The organism is Leclercia sp. UBA1284 (assembly GCF_002308415.1).
Classification (GTDB): domain Bacteria; phylum Pseudomonadota; class Gammaproteobacteria; order Enterobacterales; family Enterobacteriaceae; genus Enterobacter; species Enterobacter pneumoniae.
This window is the reverse complement of record NZ_DBUS01000006.1, coordinates 1,563,438-1,582,278: the sequence shown is the minus strand read 5'-3', so window position 1 is coordinate 1,582,278 and position 18,841 is coordinate 1,563,438. Positions and strand designations below refer to the sequence as shown.

General features: G+C 56.5%; 19 protein-coding genes. 8 read left to right on the top strand and 11 right to left on the bottom strand.

Annotation, left to right across the window (positions count from 1 at the left end):
* Positions 1 to 113: 113 nt before the first annotated feature.
* The 9 genes from B3511_RS10840 to pspF form a co-directional block, all read right to left on the bottom strand.
* On the bottom strand, positions 114 to 2,048 hold the full coding sequence (locus B3511_RS10840; protein WP_046885224.1) for an exoribonuclease II: 1,935 nt from the start codon (positions 2,046 to 2,048) through the stop codon (positions 114 to 116).
* Positions 2,049 to 2,135: 87 nt separating this feature from the next.
* Positions 2,136 to 3,125 (bottom strand): CMD domain-containing protein, encoded by a 990-nt coding sequence (locus B3511_RS10835; protein WP_286782317.1) that lies wholly within the window; start codon positions 3,123 to 3,125, stop codon positions 2,136 to 2,138.
* Between the two features lie 170 nt (positions 3,126 to 3,295).
* A complete protein-coding gene (fabI, locus tag B3511_RS10830) occupies positions 3,296 to 4,084 on the bottom strand; it encodes an enoyl-ACP reductase FabI (RefSeq protein ID WP_040075380.1) in 789 nt (262 codons plus the stop codon).
* Positions 4,085 to 4,209: 125 nt separating this feature from the next.
* Positions 4,210 to 5,016 carry a putrescine export ABC transporter ATP-binding protein SapF gene (gene sapF, locus B3511_RS10825; protein WP_040075381.1) on the bottom strand — a complete coding sequence of 269 codons (807 nt, stop codon included), beginning with the start codon at positions 5,014 to 5,016 and terminating at the stop codon, positions 4,210 to 4,212.
* Between the two features lies 1 nt (position 5,017).
* Positions 5,018 to 6,010, bottom strand: coding sequence for a putrescine export ABC transporter ATP-binding protein SapD (gene sapD / locus B3511_RS10820; RefSeq protein WP_286782313.1), 993 nt, complete (start codon positions 6,008 to 6,010; stop codon positions 5,018 to 5,020).
* Positions 6,010 to 6,900, bottom strand: a complete 891-nt coding sequence (gene sapC, locus B3511_RS10815; protein WP_046885227.1) for a putrescine export ABC transporter permease SapC — start codon at positions 6,898 to 6,900, stop codon at positions 6,010 to 6,012. Before sapC ends, sapD begins: the two co-directional genes overlap by 1 nt.
* Positions 6,887 to 7,852, bottom strand: coding sequence for a putrescine export ABC transporter permease SapB (gene sapB, locus B3511_RS10810; protein WP_286782312.1), 966 nt, complete (start codon positions 7,850 to 7,852; stop codon positions 6,887 to 6,889). Before sapB ends, sapC begins: the two co-directional genes overlap by 14 nt.
* Positions 7,849 to 9,489 carry an ABC transporter substrate-binding protein SapA gene (gene sapA / locus B3511_RS10805; RefSeq protein WP_286782311.1) on the bottom strand — a complete coding sequence of 547 codons (1,641 nt, stop codon included), beginning with the start codon at positions 9,487 to 9,489 and terminating at the stop codon, positions 7,849 to 7,851. Before sapA ends, sapB begins: the two co-directional genes overlap by 4 nt.
* Positions 9,490 to 9,577: 88 nt before the next feature.
* Positions 9,578 to 10,567 (bottom strand): phage shock protein operon transcriptional activator, encoded by a 990-nt coding sequence (gene pspF / locus B3511_RS10800; RefSeq protein WP_286782309.1) that lies wholly within the window; start codon positions 10,565 to 10,567, stop codon positions 9,578 to 9,580.
* A gap of 151 nt (positions 10,568 to 10,718) precedes the next feature.
* On the opposite strand from pspF, the gene pspA reads away from it, so the two are divergent.
* From pspA to tyrR, 7 genes are all read left to right on the top strand, one after another.
* Positions 10,719 to 11,387 (top strand): phage shock protein PspA, encoded by a 669-nt coding sequence (gene pspA / locus B3511_RS10795; RefSeq protein WP_040075386.1) that lies wholly within the window; start codon positions 10,719 to 10,721, stop codon positions 11,385 to 11,387.
* A 57-nt stretch (positions 11,388 to 11,444) separates the two neighbouring features.
* Positions 11,445 to 11,669 (top strand): envelope stress response membrane protein PspB, encoded by a 225-nt coding sequence (gene pspB / locus B3511_RS10790; protein WP_040075387.1) that lies wholly within the window; start codon positions 11,445 to 11,447, stop codon positions 11,667 to 11,669.
* The gene (gene pspC, locus B3511_RS10785) at positions 11,669 to 12,028 is read left to right on the top strand and encodes an envelope stress response membrane protein PspC (RefSeq protein ID WP_040075388.1); all 360 of its coding nucleotides are present in this window, start codon (positions 11,669 to 11,671) and stop codon (positions 12,026 to 12,028) included. The genes pspB and pspC overlap by 1 nt, the downstream gene beginning before the upstream one ends.
* Positions 12,029 to 12,042: 14 nt before the next feature.
* The gene (gene pspD / locus B3511_RS10780) at positions 12,043 to 12,261 is read left to right on the top strand and encodes a phage shock protein PspD (RefSeq protein WP_040075390.1); all 219 of its coding nucleotides are present in this window, start codon (positions 12,043 to 12,045) and stop codon (positions 12,259 to 12,261) included.
* A gap of 108 nt (positions 12,262 to 12,369) precedes the next feature.
* The gene (locus B3511_RS10775) at positions 12,370 to 13,767 is read left to right on the top strand and encodes a YcjX family protein (RefSeq protein ID WP_212475769.1); all 1,398 of its coding nucleotides are present in this window, start codon (positions 12,370 to 12,372) and stop codon (positions 13,765 to 13,767) included.
* Positions 13,764 to 14,819: a YcjF family protein gene (locus B3511_RS10770; protein WP_286782305.1), complete on the top strand. Its 1,056-nt coding sequence runs from the start codon at positions 13,764 to 13,766 to the stop codon at positions 14,817 to 14,819. Before B3511_RS10775 ends, B3511_RS10770 begins: the two co-directional genes overlap by 4 nt.
* 112 nt (positions 14,820 to 14,931) lie before the next feature.
* Positions 14,932 to 16,473, top strand: coding sequence for a transcriptional regulator TyrR (tyrR, locus tag B3511_RS10765; RefSeq protein WP_212475773.1), 1,542 nt, complete (start codon positions 14,932 to 14,934; stop codon positions 16,471 to 16,473).
* A 44-nt stretch (positions 16,474 to 16,517) separates the two neighbouring features.
* Here the strand turns inward: tyrR and tpx are convergent, their stop codons facing one another.
* The gene (gene tpx / locus B3511_RS10760) at positions 16,518 to 17,024 is read right to left on the bottom strand and encodes a thiol peroxidase (protein WP_286782302.1); all 507 of its coding nucleotides are present in this window, start codon (positions 17,022 to 17,024) and stop codon (positions 16,518 to 16,520) included.
* A 105-nt stretch (positions 17,025 to 17,129) separates the two neighbouring features.
* Between tpx and ycjG the strand changes: the two genes are divergently transcribed.
* Positions 17,130 to 18,095, top strand: a complete 966-nt coding sequence (gene ycjG / locus B3511_RS10755) for an L-Ala-D/L-Glu epimerase (RefSeq protein ID WP_286782300.1) — start codon at positions 17,130 to 17,132, stop codon at positions 18,093 to 18,095.
* Here ycjG and mpaA read toward each other — a convergent pair.
* The gene (gene mpaA / locus B3511_RS10750; RefSeq protein ID WP_207291833.1) at positions 18,086 to 18,799 is read right to left on the bottom strand and encodes a murein tripeptide amidase MpaA; all 714 of its coding nucleotides are present in this window, start codon (positions 18,797 to 18,799) and stop codon (positions 18,086 to 18,088) included. The two genes, ycjG and mpaA, sit on opposite strands and share 10 nt — an antisense overlap.
* Between the last annotated feature and the right edge of the window lie 42 nt (positions 18,800 to 18,841).

The window sequence follows — 18,841 nt, the reverse complement described above, 5'->3', positions numbered from 1 at the left end:
TTTGGCGGATTGTGGGGGAAAAGAGCGAGGAAAAGTGATGAATGCGAGGTTTAACGCAGAATAAAAAATGTCGGCTGCCCTGAAAGAGGTGCAGCCGACATTTCAGCGGGATATTAGACCGCAGGACGGGCGATGATGCTGCGGGTTTCCATACGGACTTCCGCAATGGTGACATCGATCACTTCGGTGACCTTATACACCGTTTCGCCTTTGATCTGCACTGTGCCATTTTCCTGGCTACAGACCAACTCGTCGCGAACGGCGTGCAGGAATGGTGCAGGGATAAACGCCACCGCACCATTGTCCACCAGACGTACGCGCATGCCGCCACGGCTGACATCGATAATTTCGGCCGGGAAACGCGTCTCCGTTCCGGCTTTATCGTTGAGGAAGCGGGCATACAGCCAGTCACCGACATCGCGCTCGGCCATGCGGTTCAGGCGGCGGCGCTCGGCCATCTGCAGGGTGGTCTCATCGCCGGGACGGGCAATGGTTTCGCCTTTGATGATAGCCTTCAGCAGACGATGGTTCACCATGTCGCCATACTTACGAATAGGTGAGGTCCAGGTCGCGTAGGCTTCCAGGCCAAGGCCAAAGTGGGGACCGGGCTCGGTGCTGATTTCCGCGAATGACTGGAAGCGACGAATACGGCTGTCGAGGAAGCCGGTCGGCTGGGCATCCAGCTCACGACGCAATTTGCAGAAACCTTCGAGGGTTAGCACCTCTTGCGGATCAACATGCACATCGTGGGTTTTGAGCAGAGCCGCCAGCGCTTCGGTGTTGGCCGGGTCGAAACCGGTATGGACGTTGTAGATGCCAAAACCAAGTTTGTCGCGCAATACGCGGGCTGCACAGATGTTGGCCGCAATCATTGACTCTTCAACGATACGGTTAGCAATGCGGCGCGGTTCTGCCACGATATCCAGCACTTCGCCTTTATCGCCCAGAATAAAGCGATAGTCTGGTCGATCTTTAAAGACCAGCGCATGGGTCTGACGCCATTCGCTACGGCGTTGGCATACGCGGTGCAGCAGACGAATCTGGTCGGCAATGGCGTCGTTTTCAGGCTGCCAGCTACCGCTATTTTCCAGCCAGTCTGAGACGTTGTCATATACCAGCTTCGCTTTCGATTCGATGGTTGCCGCGAAGAAGGTGATGTCATCTTCGATGGTGCCATCCGTCGCGATGGTCATACGGCAGGCCAGCACCGGGCGAACTTCCATGGCGCGCAGAGAGCACAGGTCATCAGAGAGTTCACGCGGCAACATTGGGATATTAAAGCCCGGCAGATAGTTGGTGAACGCACGGATCTTGGCCGCGTCATCCAGCTTGCTCCCCTCGGCAACCCAGGCGGTAGGGTCGGCGATGGCCACCGTCAGCGCCAGTTTGCCATCGGCACGCTCTTCGACGTACAGCGCATCGTCCATATCTTCGGTGCTGGCGCTATCAATGGTGACAAAGTTCAGGGCAGTCAGATCCTGACGCTCCAGACCTTCATCCAGCATCTCCGTCGCCACGCCGTTTGGCGCCTCTTTTTCAAGATTATGGCGCGCCAGGGTTACCCACCACGGCACGAAGTGGTCGTCGCCGAAGGTGATAAAGTGGGTCAGTTCAGCATAGAAGGAGCGATCGCCTTTCAGCGGATGGCGGCGCATTTCAGCAACGGCCCAGTCGCCTTCTTTGAAATCGTGTTCAACGCCCCGTGCGGCACGGCACTGAATGGCATCTTTTAACAGGGGATGGTCCGGCGTAATAGAAAGACGGTCGTCTTTTCTCTGAACCTTACCAACGAAACGGGTCAGGAACGGCTCGATCAACTCTTCCGGCTCGGCGGATTCGCGTTCCTTTTCGGTATGAATCACAGCGACGATACGGTCGCCGTGCATCACTTTCTTCATCTGCGGAGGCGGGATGAAGTAGCTTTTCTGCGCATCGACTTCGAGGAAGCCAAAGCCTTTTTCCGTGGCTTTTACAACCCCTTCAGTGCGGGGCGTCTGAGAATGAAGCTGCTGTTTTAGCTGCGCAAGCAGCGGGTTGTCCTGAAGCATAGTGTCTATTTTCGTAGCCAATGAGCGGCTGACAGTTTTACGCGATTCTTAGGTCTTCAGCAAGCGCTCTTTCGGTAAAAAGAAGGGTTATTCGACCTTACGTAGCGCGATCTTCAGGCGGTTTAGCCAGCCACAAAATGCGCTCCAGGCGAGCAGGTTGATCGCCCGGGTTGCGGTAACGTCTTCCCGGATAAGCGGGGCGAATTGCGCAGCGCTAAAGCGGTCTGGCGAGCAGCTCAGCAGTTCGACTGCGGTGACTGCGGCGGGGCAGGTCGATACGGTCTCTACTCCGCTTGTCAGGATCTGACCGGTGCGTTCCAGCAGCGCCGGCTCATGGCATAGCACCGGTGCCAGGTGTTGTAACGCGGGCTGGTTTTGCCAGCGGGCCAGGGACTCCAGCTGTTGTGCGCTGGCGTCAGGAAGCGCCACCACCGGCAGAATCGCCTGCCAGTCGCTCAGCTGCGTCTCCTCAATCAGCGGTTGCGACGAATCAGGGTGGCCTGGCAACCAGCGTACCGGGTGGCCCAGCATTGCCTGAAACGCAGCGACGACGCGCGCCTGGAAGCCGACAAAGCCGATAATCTGGTTAATCACTATCACGTCATAGGTGGTTAAACCCACTTCATCCAGTTGCTGCTGGGCTTTGGTGTCGATGACATCGGGCGAGCTGGCAAGCTGGCGGGCGTACTGGGTAATCTCGGCAAGGCGGCGGTTACTTTCACGCGAGGAGTCCGGGCCGGGGAGCGGGGCGAGAAGGGCTGCGTAGTGATTGCATAAACGTTGCACGCCACAGACCTGAGCGACCGTCAGGGCGGTGCTCAGGCGGTCATATGCGCTCAGGGTTCGTAATCGCGATACCGGTACCCGCAGAGGGAACAGCAAGCTACAGAGCTCCCGCGCAGGCGCCAGCCAGCCTTCATGCGCGGACAGGGTCTCTTCAGAAAGGGCTAAATCGAGCAAAAAACGGTCGTCGACGTAAGCGGCTTCAGGCACCAGGGGCAGAACATCAGCCGGACAGTGATTAGACTGGGTTTCGTGATACCAGTGGCCTTTACCAGAAAGACGGCGTTGTTCCATGGGCGTTCCTTGATCTCAAAATGGCGATCAATATCCTGGCGTAACCCATACGGAGGGAAAAATATTGTTAAGTGATAACAAATAGCAGAACGGTATATAAGGTCGGGGTGAAGCGAGGGAGAAGGGAAGGAAGCACCCGGCGGCGTGCGCCGCCGGGTAACAGGACAAGCTTATTTGATTTCCAGCTCGTTCATTGCTGCGATGTTGAAACCGCCATCAACGTGAACCACTTCGCCGGAGATACCTGCAGAGAGGTCAGAGCAGAGGAAGGCCGCAGAGTTACCCACGTCTTCAATGGTAACGGTACGACGAATCGGGGTAACCGCTTCGCAGTGCGCCAGCATTTTACGGAAATCTTTGATACCGGAGGCAGCCAGCGTACGGATTGGACCCGCAGAGATGCCGTTAACACGCACGCCTTCAGGACCCATTGCGTTCGCCATGTAGCGTACGTTCGCTTCCAGAGAGGCTTTAGCCAGACCCATAACGTTGTAGTTAGGGATTGCACGCTCTGCGCCCAGATAAGAGAGGGTCAGCAGGGCAGCGCCTGGATTCAGCATAGTGCGGCAGGATTTCGCCATCGCCACGAAGCTGTAGGAGCTGATGTCGTGCGCGATTTTAAAGCCTTCACGGGTTACGGCATTGACGTAGTCGCCGTCCAGCTGATCGCCCGGTGCGAAACCGATAGAGTGCACGAAGCCGTCAAATTTCGGCCATGCTTTTGCCAGCTCAGCGAACATGCCATCGATGCTTTCATCTTGAGCAACGTCACATTCCAGAACGATGCTTGACCCCAGCTGCGCGGCAAACTCTTCCACACGGCCTTTCAGCTTCTCGTTCTGGTAGGTGAACGCCAGCTCAGCGCCTTCACGGTGCATAGCCTGTGCGATACCGTATGCGATGGACAGTTTGCTGGCAACGCCAGTGACCAGAATGCGCTTACCGGAAAGAAAACCCATAGCTCTTAATCCTTATATTCATTGTTGTGGCGATCGTCATCATTTGTGGACGACCGTCGTTAAAACGCGGCGATAATAGCATGTGTCGCGAAGTTAGTTAATCCGACCACTCAAACAGGGAGGAATCACCTGTCTTTTCGCCACGCATCGGCGGTTAATGCTTCGCCAAAATGCCCGGCTATCAACCGTTTCGTCAGGTCATGCAGCGGAGAAGCGAGCACCGACGCCGTGCTACCACGCTCAACCACGGTGCCCTCGTGCATCACCAGCACCTGATCGCTGATATGTTTCATCATGCCCAGATGTTGGGTCACATAAATATAGGCGATCCCCTGTTTCTCCTGTAACTCCAGCATCAGATTAATCAGTTGGGAACGCATCGACATATCCAGCGAGGCCAATGCTTCATCGGCAACGATCACCTTCGGGCGGAGGATCAGGGCGCGGGCGAGGCCCAGACGCTGTTTCTGCCCCGGTGCCAGCATGTGTGGATAATAGCTCACATGATCCGGTAACAGACCCACCATACGCAGGGTGTCGATAATTTGCTTGCGCCGCGCTTCGGCACTGAGATCGGTATTCAGACGTAGCGGAAAATCCAGAATTTGTGAAATGCGCTGGCGCGGGTTGAGCGAGGTCGACGGATCCTGAAAAATCATGCGGATGCGCTGGCTACGGAAAGAGTAGTCGCCAAACTTCAGCAGATGATCGTCAATCAGGATCTCACCGTCGGTGGGTTCAATCATTCCGGCCAACATTTTTGCCAGCGTCGATTTACCCGAACCGTTCTCCCCAATAATCGCCAGCGTCTGCTTTTCACGCAGCGCGAAACTCAGCGGCTTGACTGCCTCAACGTTCTGGCGGTGGAATAAACCGGTGCGATAGCGAAAGGTTTTACTGAGATTGCGCACTTCCAGCAGTGTATCGACCATGTCACTCTCTCTCCATGTTCAGCGGGAAATGGCAGGCGAACAGATGGTTTTTGGCCCCGGTCAGGCGCGGCGTCTCAATACATTTACGCTGCGCATAGGGGCAGCGCGGCCCAAGGCGACAGCCAATGGGTAAATGCTCCAGCAGAGGAATCGCGCCGGGCAGGGTGTTAAGCCTGCTTTTATGCGGCATCGCACTACCAAAATCGGGAATCGCGCGGATCAGCGCCTGCGTATAAGGGTGATGCGGTGTGGTCACCAGATCTTCACTGAATGCGGTTTCTACTGTCTGACCGCAGTACATCACGCCAATTTTATCTGCCCATTTACTCAGCATTTGCAGATCATGGCTGATCAGCAAAATGGTGGTGTTGTTATTTTGATTCAGCCGCGACAGCAGGCGGAAAATCTGCGCCTGCGTGGTGGGCTCCATCGCGTTGGTGGGTTCATCGGCAATCACCAGACGTGGCTGGTTCGCCAGCGCGATGGCAATCATCACCTTCTGACATTCGCCGTCAGTCAGCTCGTAAGGAAAACTGCGCATGGCATCATTATGATCTTTTATCCCGACCCGGTGCAGTAACTCAATGGCACGGCGCTTGCGCCAGCCAAAACGCTGCCACCAGCGACCTTTATAGGTCCAGCCGGGGATGTTCTGCATCAGCTGTTTACCCACTCGTTCAGACGGATCGAGACAGGATTGCGGCTCCTGGAAGATCATCGATACGTTATGGCCCACCAGCTTACGCCGCTCGCGTGCGGAAAGGCGCAGCAGGTCTATATCATCGAAGCGCATACGGTCGGCCGTGACCCGCCAGTTGTCTTTTGCCACGCCGCAGATGGCTTTGGCAATAAGGCTTTTACCAGAACCGGATTCTCCTACCAGTCCGCGAATCTCGCCTTCGCTCAGGGTAATGCTGACCCGATCGACGGCTTTGACCCAACCTTCGCTGGTCTTGAATTCGATCGTTAAATTGCGAATATCCAGTAATGGCATTATTCCACCCCCGCATCAATCGCACGGCGAATGCCGTCACCCAGCAGGTTGACCAGCAGTACGCTAACCATAATCGCCGCGCCGGGCAGCATCACCGTCCAGGGCGCCACGTAAATAAGCTCCAGCGCGTCGCCGAGCATCGCGCCCCATTCAGGTGAAGGGAGCTGCGCGCCAAGATCAAGAAAGCCGAGGGCCGCGATATCCAGAATCGCCATCGACAGGGCGCGGGTGATCTCTGTCACCATCCCCGAGGCGATGTTGGGCAGCACGGCGAACCATAAAATGTTCAGGGTGGTGGCGCCATCAAGACGCGCCGCCACAACATACTCTTTCTCCAGTTCGTCATGTACCAGGCTGTAGACCGAGCGCACCATGCGCGGCAGCAGCGCCAGCCAGACGGCAAACATGGCGTGGCTCAAATGAGGCCCGAAAAAGGCCACCACGATAATGGCCAGCAGCAGAGACGGAATCGACAGCAGGGTGTCGAGAATATGGTTCATCACCGCCGAGCGCAGGCCATGCGTCGCCCCGGCCAGAATGCCCAGCGCCAGACCGCACAGGGTGGCGGCAAGCGTGACAATAAGCGCACCACCCACTGTAGGGGCCGCGCCGCTTAATAAACGGCTCAGGAGATCGCGCCCCAGATCGTCGGTCCCCAGGAAGAACGAGACCTCGCCATAGCGCGACCAGGACGGCGGCAACAACTGATAACCGAGGAACTGCTGATCAATACCATAAGGTGCAAACCAGCCGCCTAACAGACAGAGCAGCAGCAGGCCACCACAGCCGTAAAGGCCGACCATTGCCGGCGTGTCTCCGTAGAATTTACGCCACGCGGTGCGTAGCGCACCGGGGGTGCGTTTTTCGCTGTAAACGCTATCGTAAGGCATACCATTCCTTATGTTTCAGTGGGTTAGCCATAGCGCCCAGGATATCGGAGATCACGTTCACAATAATTACCAGTGCACCTATTACCATCACGCCCGCAGAAATGGCGGCGTAATCTTGCTGGCGAATAGCGTTAATCAGCCAGCGACCCAGACCCGGCCAGCTAAAGACCATCTCGGTGATCATCGCCAGCGTTAACATGGTCGAAAACTGTAAGCCCAGACGCGGTATTACCGGCGGCAGCGCATTATGCAGCACATGGCGGCGCAGAATCGTCAGGCGCGATAGTCCGCGCGTCGCCGCGGCTTTGACGTAGTTCTGATCAAACACATCAATGGTACTGATACGCATCAGGCGAATCACCTCCGTGGTGGGGGCCACGGCAAGGGTCAGCACTGGTAAAACCATATGACTCACGGCGCTGACGATCATCTCGTGGCGCCACGGGGAGTCAGATAACCAGGCGTCGATGATGGCAAAACCGGTGACGGTTTTCACGTTATAGAGCAGGTCGAAGCGCCCTGATACCGGCAGCCAGCCGAGGGTCAGCGAGAAGAACAGCGTCAGCAACAGAGCCAGCCAGAAGACCGGCACCGAAAAGCCCAGCAGTGCGAAAGCGCTTATCAGCTTATCCTGCCACTTATTGCGGGTGATCCCGGCCAGCATCCCCACGGGAATACCAACCATCAGCGCAAAACCGAAAGCGAGGATACAGAGCTCCATGGTCGCCGGGAAGACCTCTTTTAACTGCTCGGAAATGGGCTGACCATTAATGCTGGAGACACCAAAGTCCCAGTGCAATAAGCCGTCAAACCAGAATAGCCAGGCATTCCATAACGATGCCCCCTGCAGCGGCGCATGAGGGGTGAAATAGCTCAGGCTGAAGCCAATAAAGGTCAGGAAGAAGAGGGTAATAAGCAGCAATACCAGCCGGCGTAAGGTAAAAATAATCACGGTTTTTTCACCTCTTCCGGTTTCTCACGAGAGACGCCCGCAAAGGACGCATTGCCAAACGGGCTGAGTACCAGACCTTTCATATCGTAGCGGTAAGCCTGCAGACGCAGGGAAGAAGCCAGCGGTAACACCGGCAGTTCTTTCGCCAGAATACTCTGGGCTTCGTCGTAGGCATCAATGCGCGCCGCAAGTTGCTGGGTGGCTAACGCTTTCTGCAGCACAGCGTCGAATTCCCGATTACACCAGTGCGCGTAGTTGGTTTGCGAATCGATCGCTGCGCAGCTCATGAGCGGGCGGAAAAAGCTGTCCGGATCATTACTGTCCGTCGCCCAGCCCGTGAGCGTGAGGTCATGATTCATATCCATCAGGCGCGCCTCCTGGAAACGCCCTTCGACCGGCACAATCACCACTTTCACCCCCACCTGCGCCAGATCCGCCTGCAACAATTCGGCGGTTTTCAGCGGGCTGGGGTTCCAGGCCTGCGAGCTGGTGGGGACCCACAGCTGCAGGGTGAGATTCTCGGCACCCAGCGCTTTTAACTGCTCGCGCGATTTAGCCGGATTGTACTCCGTAATTTTAGCCTCATTATCATAAGCCCACGAGGCGCGCGGTAAGATCGATGCTGCCGTTTCAGCGGTACCATAATAGATAGACTGCATTAAACGCTGATTATTGATAGCCAGCGCCAGGGCATGACGCACCGCCGGGTTATTCAACGGCGGTTTGTTGGTATTGAAGGCCAGGTAGGCAATGTTCATGCCGGGGCGCAGAGTCAGGCGCAGGCGCGGATCATCACGCAGAATCGTTAACTGGCTGGCGGCCGGCCAGGCCAGAACATCACACTCACCGGTCAGCAATTTTGAAAGTCGGCCCGTACCGCCGGAACCCAAATCGACCACCACCTGAGGCATCAGTGGTGTCCCACGCCAGAAGTGAGCATGTCGCTGCAGGCGGATATACTGGCCAGCGCGATACTCCTCCAACTGGAAGGGGCCGGTTCCCACGGGCTGGCGGTCCAGCAACTCTTGTTGATCGCGCTGTGCCAGAACGGTGGCATATTCAGCAGACATCACCGAGGCGTAGTGCGTCGCCAGATGCCAGAGGAAAGAGGCATCCGGTCGGGAGAGTGAAAATTCAATCGTATGGGCATCGATTTTTCGCACATCCTTAACGGTGTCAGCGAACTGCAGGCTGTCGAAGTACGGGAAAGCCTCACCGTTAATATAGTGCCAGGGATGCTGGCGATTAAAGATCCGCTGGAATGTAAAGACCACGTCGTCCGCGTTGAGTTTGCGGGTCGGTTTAAACCACGGCGTAGTCTGGAAATCAACGTCGTCGCGCAGACGGAAACGGTAAGTCGCGCCGTTATCCAGCACCTGCCAGCTTTCAGCCAGTTCAGGCACTAACCGGTAGGTATAGGGATCGACGTCCAGCAGGCGATCGTAGAGCTGAGCGGCGAGCGTATCAACGATCAGCCCGCTACTCGCTTTCTGCGGATTGAAGGTATTGACCTGGCCACTTACGCAGTAGACAAAGCCGCTTTCGCGAATATCAGTGCGATCCGCAGGGGAGGGGACGGCGAATGCCTGGCTGCTGAACAGGCCGAGTGCAATCAGGGACGAGAAAACCAGACGCATAATTTTTAGGGTTTTTAGATTCAATCTGCAAAGTGTATCGCACTTACGCCTGCCAGGTAAAAATGTCTGCGGGTAAGTGCTGATAATGTCAGCGCATTTGATGCTTTTTGAGCAATGCCCTTAATTGATGGTAGGTCAGGCCCAGCAGTTCAGCGGCGCGTTTCTGGTTATATTTTGCCTCGTTCAGGCTCTGCTCAAGCAGTTGCTTTTCCTGATCAAGCTGAAACTGGCGTAAATCAAGCGGCAGAGCGTGATCGCTGGGCTGAACGGGCTCCTTCTCGTACCGCTGCGTACGTAAGAACGGATCGAGAATGATATCGTCCAGTTCGGTCTCGCTGGTGCCATGGCGATAAACCGAACGTTCCACCACGTTTTTCAGCTCACGAATGTTGCCTGGCCAGCGGTATCCCATCAGGGTTTCGCGGGCGCGCTCGCTGAAGCCGGGAAAGAGGGGCAGGCCAAGCTCGCGACACATCTGGATGGCAAATTGATCGGCCATCAGCATGATATCGCTGCGTCGTTCGCGCAGCGGCGGAAGTAACACTACATCAAACGCCAGCCTGTCCAGCAGGTCGGCGCGGAATTTCTCTTGTGCCACCATCTCCGGCAAATCGGCGTTTGTGGCGCAAACCAGTCGCACGTTTACCTGCAAGGGCTGGCTGCCACCCACACGCTCCAGCTCGCCATATTCAATCACGCGCAACAGTTTCTCCTGCACCAGCATCGGCGCAGTGGCCAGCTCGTCAAGAAACAGGGTGCCACCATCGGCACGTTCAAAGCGGCCGGGGTGACGTTTTTGCGCGCCGGTAAAGGCGCCAGCCTCATGCCCAAACAGTTCTGTATCAAGTAAGTTCTCATTCAACGCGGCGCAGTTTAGCGAGATAAAGGGGCCATCCCAGCGCCCGGAAAGGTAGTGCAGGCGGTTGGCAATCAGCTCTTTACCGGTCCCGCGTTCGCCAATAATCAGTACCGGTTTATTGAGAGGGGCCAGCCGCGAGACCTGCTCAAGTACCTCGAGAAAACTGTTGGCTTCGCCCAACAGCGTGTCTTTAAATTCAGCCATGATGAAATTAACCATTTAGTGGTGTGATTCACTAAGCGAGAGTAGGATGTAACTGACCAAAAAGCAATCACAATGTTGAAAATCAATAAGATATAAAACTGGCACGCTATTTGTATTAGTCATTCAGCAGGGCATCGCCCGATAACTACATTGTGAGGATTGAATTATGGGTATTTTTTCTCGTTTTGCCGACATCGTGAACGCCAACATCAACTCACTGCTCGAAAAAGCGGAAGATCCGCAAAAGCTGGTGCGTCTGATGATTCAGGAGATGGAAGACACGCTGGTAGAAGTGCGCTCCACCTCTGCTCGTGCGCTGGCAGAAAAGAAACAGTTAACTCGCCGCATTGAGCAAGCGACCGCACAGCAGAGCGAGTGGCAAGAGAAGGCCGAGCTGGCGTTACGTAAAGAGAAAGACGATCTGGCCCGCTCCGCACTGATCGAAAAACAGAAGCTGACCGATATCGTCGCGACGCTTGAACATGAAGTGACCCTGGTTGATGAAACCCTGGTGCGCATGAAAAAAGAGATCGCTGAGCTGGAGAACAAACTGAGCGAAACCCGTGCCCGTCAACAGGCGCTGGCGCTGCGTCATCAGGCGGCCAACTCTTCCCGCGATGTGCGTCGTCAACTCGACAGCGGAAAACTGGATGAAGCGATGGCGCGCTTTGAATCATTCGAACGTCGCATTGACCAAATGGAAGCCGAGGCCGAAAGCCACAGCTTTGGCAAACAGAAGTCCCTGGATCAAGAGTTTGCAGAACTGAAAGCGGATGATGAAATCAGTGAGCAGCTGGCTGCGCTGAAAGCCAAAATGAAAGTCGATAATCAATAATAACGTTAGCGGTGCCCACAGGCGGCACCGCCACTCATCGTAAGACAAGGAGTAGACATGAGCGCGCTTTTTCTTGCCATTCCACTGACCATTTTCGTGCTGTTTGTTTTGCCGATTTGGCTGTGGCTTCACTACAGCAACCGCTCTTCACGTAGCGAATTATCCCAAAGCGAGCAGCAGCGACTGAGTCAGCTAACCCTCGATGCGAAAAAAATGCGTGAGCGTATTCAGGCGCTGGAAGCCATCCTGGATGCGGAACATCCACAGTGGAGGGATCGTTAATGGCCGGATTGAATCTGAATAAAAAGTTGTGGCGTATTCCTCAACAGGGGATGGTTCGTGGGGTGTGTGCGGGTCTTGCGCATTACCTTGATGTCCCGGTTAAGCTGGTGCGCGTCGTGACTGTGCTCTCCATCTTCTTTGGCCTGGCCTTTATTACGTTAGTGGCCTATATCATTTTGTCCTTCGTGCTGGATCCGATGCCGGAGGGAGCGATGGAGGGGGAAAACGTCCCCACCAGTTCTGAATTACTGGATGCGGTGGATGCCGAACTGGCGTCAGGCGAACAGCGCCTGCGCGAAATGGAACGGTATGTCACCTCCGATACCTTTACGCTGCGAAGCCGTTTTCGTCAGCTTTAACTGAGAGAACAGAGATGAATCAACGCTGGCACAAGGCCGGGCAGAGTGTTAAACCAGGCCTCAAAATCGCAGGGAAGCTGGTACTACTCACCGCATTGCGCTACGGCCCGGCAGGGGTTGCGGGCTGGGCGATCAAGTCGGTCGCACGTAAACCCGTCCGACTGTTGCTGGCGGTGGCCCTCGAACCCTTACTGAAAAAACTGGCGACTCGCCTTTCCGGCAAACTAAAATAACGGCACATCAATGATGTGCCGTTGCCCTTCGGGGCTTTTATTCCCTTCTTGTTAACCCCATGTCATATATTTAAGAACAATAATTCCTTCAGACGATACAGGATGGCGATGAAGCGATTTAAAAATGAACTCAACGCTTTGGTCAACCGCGGGGTTGACCGGCATTTGCGCCTGGCGGTCACTGGACTGAGCCGCAGCGGCAAAACCGCCTTTATCACGGCGATGGTCAACCAACTGCTCAATCTTCATGCGGGGGCGCGTCTGCCGCTTCTGAGCGCCGTGCGCGAAGAGCGTCTGTTAGGCGTAAAACGCGTGCCCCAACGCGATTTCGGTATCCCCCGTTTTACCTATGATGAAGGGCTGGCGCAGCTGTACGGTACGCCTCCCACCTGGCCGACGCCGACCCGTGGGGTTAGCGAAATCCGCCTGGCGCTTCGTTTTCGCTCCAATGACTCACTACTGCGCCACTTCAAAGAGACGTCTACCCTCTATCTGGAAATCGTGGATTACCCCGGCGAATGGCTGCTGGACCTGCCCATGTTGACCCAGGATTACCTGAGCTGGTCCCGGCAGATGACCGGTTTGTTACAGGGTCACAGGGCCGAGTGGTCAGCCAAATGGCGCAGCCTTTGTGAAGGGCTGGATCCGCTGGCACCGGCTGATGAAAACCGCCTGGCCGCCATCGCCGAAGCCTGGACCGACTATCTGCATCAGTGCAAAAAAGAGGGGCTGCACTTTATCCAGCCGGGCCGCTTCGTGCTGCCCGGGGATATGGCGGGTGCACCCGCGCTGCAGTTCTTCCCCTGGCCGGATGTGGAGACCTACGGCGAATCTAAGCTGGCGCAGGCCGATAAACAGACCAACGCCGGCATGCTGCGCGAGCGGTTTAACTATTATTGTGACAAAGTGGTCAAGGGCTTTTACACCAACCACTTTTTGCGCTTCGACCGCCAGATCGTGTTGGTTGATTGTCTGCAACCCCTCAACAGCGGCCCGCAAGCTTTCAACGATATGCGCCTGGCGCTCACCCAGCTCATGCAAAGTTTCCACTACGGCCAGCGAACGCTGTTTCGGCGCTTGTTCTCCCCGGTCATTGATAAGCTGCTGTTTGCCGCTACCAAAGCCGATCACGTGACGGTAGATCAGCACGCCAATATGGTCTCACTCCTGCAACAGCTGGTGCAGGATGCCTGGCAGAACGCCGCCTTCGAGGGGATCAGCATGGATTGTCTGGGGCTGGCGTCGGTTCAGGCTACGCAGAGTGGGCTGATTGACGTAAACGGTGAGAAAATCCCGGCGCTGCGCGGGCATCGTCTGAGCGATGGCGAACCGCTAACGGTCTATCCCGGAGAGGTGCCCGCTCGCTTGCCAGGCCAGGCGTTCTGGCAAAATCAGGGTTTTCAGTTTGAAGCATTCCGTCCTCAGACGATGAATGTCGATCAACCGCTACCGCATATACGCCTGGATGCTGCACTGGAGTTTTTAATTGGAGATAAATTGCGATGACGGAACCGCTCAAACCCCGTATTGATTTCTCCGGACCGCTGGAGCCGGACCGCACCGAAGCGTTTCGCTCTGCGCAGACCTTTAACGGCCCCCAGGCGGACAACTTCGCACCGGCGTTAACAGAAACGCTGCTCGCTGAAGAAGAGGGCCAGGCGGAAGCGGTTGTGGAGCAGGCCCTGCGGCCTAAACGCAGCCTGTGGCGCAAAATGGTCACCGCCGGGCTGGCGCTCTTTGGTATAAGCGTGGTGGGCCAGGGCGTTCAGTGGACGATGCACGCCTGGCAGACGCAAGACTGGGTGGCACTGGGAGGTTGCGCGGCGGGCGCCCTGATTATTGGCGCAGGGGTCGGATCGCTGGCCACCGAATGGCGTCGACTCTGGCGCCTGCGTCAGCGTGCGCACGAGCGCGACGAAGCCCGCGATTTGCTACACAGCCATGCCACGGGCAAAGGGCGTGCATTCTGTGAAAAATTAGCGCAACAGGCGGGGCTGGATCACTCTCATCCGGCGTTGCAGCGCTGGTATGCCGCGATTCACGAAACGCAGAATGACCGGGAAGTGGTTTCACTGTACGCACACCTGGTACAGCCGGTACTCGACTCGCAGGCGCGACGTGAAATCAGCCGCTCGGCCGCTGAGTCCACGCTGATGATTGCCGTCAGTCCGCTGGCGCTGGTGGATATGGCCTTTATTGCCTGGCGTAATTTACGGCTGATCAACCGCATCGCCACCCTCTACGGCATTGAGCTAGGGTACTACAGTCGGCTGCGACTGTTTCGCCTGGTACTGCTCAACATCGCGTTTGCCGGCGCCACTGAACTGGTACGTGAGGTGGGTATGGACTGGATGTCTCAGGATCTGGCCGCGCGTCTCTCGACCCGCGCCGCCCAGGGTATCGGCGCTGGTTTACTGACTGCACGTTTGGGGATCAAAGCCATGGAACTCTGCCGTCCGCTGCCGTGGATCGAGGGGGATAAACCGCGGCTCGGTGATTTCCGCCGCGAATTGATCGGCCAGTTGAAAGAGACGTTGAATAAAAAGCCGCAGTCATAGTCGGACTGCGTGTTATTTCCGCAGGCTGTCAATATTTGTTGACAGCCATCTTCCTGAATAGCGATATCTGGCTTATCATTTGTAGGTTACTGGCTTATAGAGTGATTTTCCCATGCGTCTGGAAGTTTTTTGTAAGGACCGTCTCGGCCTGACTCGCGAGTTACTTGATCTCCTTGTTTTGCGTAGCATTGATCTGCGCGGCATTGAGATCGATCCCATCGGGAAGATTTACCTCAATTTCGCCGAAATCGAATTCGATACATTCAGCAGTTTGATGGCTGAAATCCGCCGTATCGCTGGCGTTACGGATGTGCGCACAGTGCCGTGGATGCCTTCCGAACGTGAACATCTGGCGCTGAACGCCTTGTTGCAGGCGATGCCGGAACCGTTTTTATCCCTTGATATGAAAAGCAAAATCGAGCGTGCCAACCAGGCAGGCTGTCAGCTTTTCGGTCTTGACGCAGACAAATTGCGTAACCATACGGCGCCCCAGTTGATCCCGGGTTTTAATTTCCAGCGCTGGCTCGAGAGCAACCCGCAGTCCACCCACAGCGAACACGTGGTGATCCACGGGCAAAACTTCCTGATGGAGATTACGCCATTTTATCTGAAGGGTGAAAATGACGTCAGCGTGCTAACCGGGGCGGTGATTATGCTGCGCTCTACGGTGCGAATGGGACGTCAGCTGCAGGACCTCAGCAGCCAGGATATGAGTGCGTTCAATCAGATCATCGCTGTCAGCGCGAAGATGCGTCACGTCGTTGACCAGGCCCGTAAGCTGGCAAACCTCACCGCGCCGCTGCTGATCACCGGCGATACCGGTACCGGTAAAGATCTGCTGGCGCATGCTGTCCACCTGGCCAGCCCGCGGGCGGCAAAACCCTATCTTGCGCTTAACTGCGCTTCGATTCCGGAAGATGCGGTCGAGAGTGAGCTGTTCGGCCACGCGCCGGAGGGGATAAAAGGGTTCTTCGAGCAGGCCAACGGCGGCTCGGTCCTGCTGGATGAGATTGGCGAAATGTCGCCGCGCATGCAGGCCAAACTGCTACGCTTCCTTAATGACGGTACGTTCCGCCGGGTGGGGGAAGATCACGAGGTTCACGTGGATGTGCGCGTCATCTGCGCGACCCAAAAAAACCTGGTGGAGCTGGTACAAAAAGGGTTGTTCCGGGAAGATCTCTACTATCGTCTGAACGTGCTGACCCTGAATATTCCGCCGCTGCGTGATTGTCCGCAGGACATCATGCCGTTAACGGAACTCTTTGTCGCTCGCTTTGCCGATGAGCAAGGCATTCCGCGTCCTAAATTCTCGGCCGATCTGAGTAACGTGCTGACGCGCTACGGCTGGCCGGGCAATGTGCGGCAGTTAAAAAACGCGATCTACCGGGCCCTCAGTCAGCTGGAAGGGTATGAGCTCCGCCCACAGGACATTCTGCTGCCGGACTATGACGCCGGTACGGTGTCAGTGGGTGAGGAGGCGATGGAAGGTTCGCTGGATGATATCACCAGCCGTTTTGAACGCTCGGTACTCACCCAGCTTTATCGCGATTACCCTAGCACCCGTAAGCTGGCGAAGCGTCTGGGCGTGTCGCATACCGCAATCGCCAATAAGCTGCGCGAGTATGGACTGAGCCAGAAAAAAGGTGACGAGTAACAAAAAAGCCTCCTTGCGGAGGCTTTCTTATTTTGCCGTAGCGCTTAGGCTTTCAGGCTTTCCAGCGCAGCCGTGTAATCTGGCTCGGTGGTAATTTCATCCACCAGCTGGCTGAAGACGACATTGTCGTTTTCATCAATGACCAGAACAGCACGTGCGGCCAGGCCTTTTAGCGCGCCTTCGGCGATGCCCACGCCATAGTTCTGCAGGAAATCTGCGTTACGCAGCGTAGACAAGGTGATGACGTTGCTCAGACCTTCTGCGCCGCAGAAGCGAGACTGGGCAAACGGCATATCGGCGGAAATGCACAGCACCACGGTGTTGTCCATTTCAGTGGCCAGTTGGTTGAATTTACGCACTGATGCGGCACACACGCCAGTGTCGATGCTTGGGAAAATGTTCAGGACTTTACGTTTGCCAGCAAACTGGCTCAACGCGACGTCGGACAGGTCTTTTGCTACGAGAGTAAAAGCCTGTGCCTTGCTACCCGCCTGCGGAATGGCACCAGCAACAGCAACCGGGTTGCCCTGGAAATGAACGAGTTGTGACATGGATATCTTCCTGTTTACATATAGTTAACGTCGCCGCTAGTGTATGACAACAGCGAATAACACGGCAAACCCTATTTACGATAAGTCGCATTACAGGAGCGAGTGATGAAAACCCTCAAGGTTTACGAAGAAGCCTGGCCTCTGCATTCACCCTTTGTCATCTCCCGGGGTGCACGCAGCGAAGCCTGCGTCGTGGTCGTTGAAATCGAGGAGGAGGGCATTAAAGGTGTGGGGGAGTGTACGCCTTATCCGCGCTACGGCGAAACGCCAGCCTCTGTGATGGCGCAAATTATGGCCCTGGGGCCAGAAATCGAGCAGGGTATGACGCGCGAAGCGCTGCAGGCTGCGCTGCCCCCCGGGGCGGCTCGTAATGCCGTGGACTGCGCACTCTGGGATCTTGCTGCCCGTCAGCAGGAGATGCCCCTGGCGCATCTGGCGGGTGCCACGCTCCCCCAAAGCCTCATAACGGCTCAGACAGTGGTCATTGGCGAGCCCGAGCAGATGGCCGCCAGCGCCCAGGCGCTCAGCGCGGCCGGAGCAAGATTGCTGAAGGTCAAACTGGACGATCGCCTGATAAGCGAACGGATGATTGCGATCCGTGCGGCAGCGCCAGAGGCTACGCTGATTGTCGATGCTAATGAATCCTGGCACGTTGAAGGGCTGGCGGCGCGCTGCCAGCTGTTGGCAGACCTCGGAGTGGCGATGCTTGAACAGCCTCTCCCCGCGGGGGAAGATGCGGCGCTGGCGAACTTTATTCATCCGCTGCCCATCTGTGCCGATGAGAGCTGCCACACGCGCGCAAGCCTGAGTGAGCTAAAAGGGCGCTATGAGATGGTCAATATAAAACTCGATAAAACGGGTGGGCTGACCGAGGCGCTGGCGTTAGCTACTGAGGCGCAGCAGCAGGGGTTCGCCCTGATGCTGGGCTGCATGCTCTGCACCTCCAGAGCCATCGGCGCCGCGCTGCCGCTGGTGCCAGAGGTCAGCTTCGCCGACCTGGATGGCCCCACGTGGCTGGCGGTTGATGTCTCACCCGCCCTGCAATTTCGCGCCGGTACCCTCTATCTTTGAGCTTCCCAGCGCAGCAGGCCCACCATCGCTTTCAGATACTTCTCGCTGGCTTCGTCAGAGGAGATGGGGGGGAACTCTGCGGTGATGCAGTGCAGACCCAGGTCCGCACACCAGCTACCAAACGAGCCTGGCGTTTCATAGCCGACGCTGGTGACCAGTGGCAGGGAGAAAGCCTCTGCCAGCCAGCGTCCCAGCGCCGTATGGCCGGGGTCCTCTATACAGGCGAGCGGATCGTGAAACGAGACCACCCATGCCGGGTGCAGCTTGTGTATCAACTTGCACAGCCCCTGGGTTTCGGGCTCTGAACCTGGCTTTTCGCCGGTTAGCAGCACCACATCCCGCTCTTCTGCCGCGCTGTTCCAGCGATAAACCGTCTCGCCTGCGCGCCAGTTTGCTGCCGGGAAGTTGCGATTTAAATCCACCCCGCGCGCGTTGGCGCGCAGCCCCAACTGACACCCATCCGGATTAACCGTCAACACCACGTGATGCCGACGCTGTTCGGGCGCCAGAGTGCGTAGCGCGCAGGAGAGGGTGACAATCGAGGAATTTTCATCGCCATGGGTGCCGGCGATGATAAGGCCACTTTCACGATCGGCATTGGGCGCGGGAAACCAGATAAGCGGCGCGCCAAGCAGTGAGCGACCATAATGTTCGGTGCCGGGAGGAAAAGCGCCACGTTCTGTTCGGGGGCGAGTAAGGGTCATAGGGGATCCTGATGATAATGGTGCTTACTGGCAGTGTTGTGC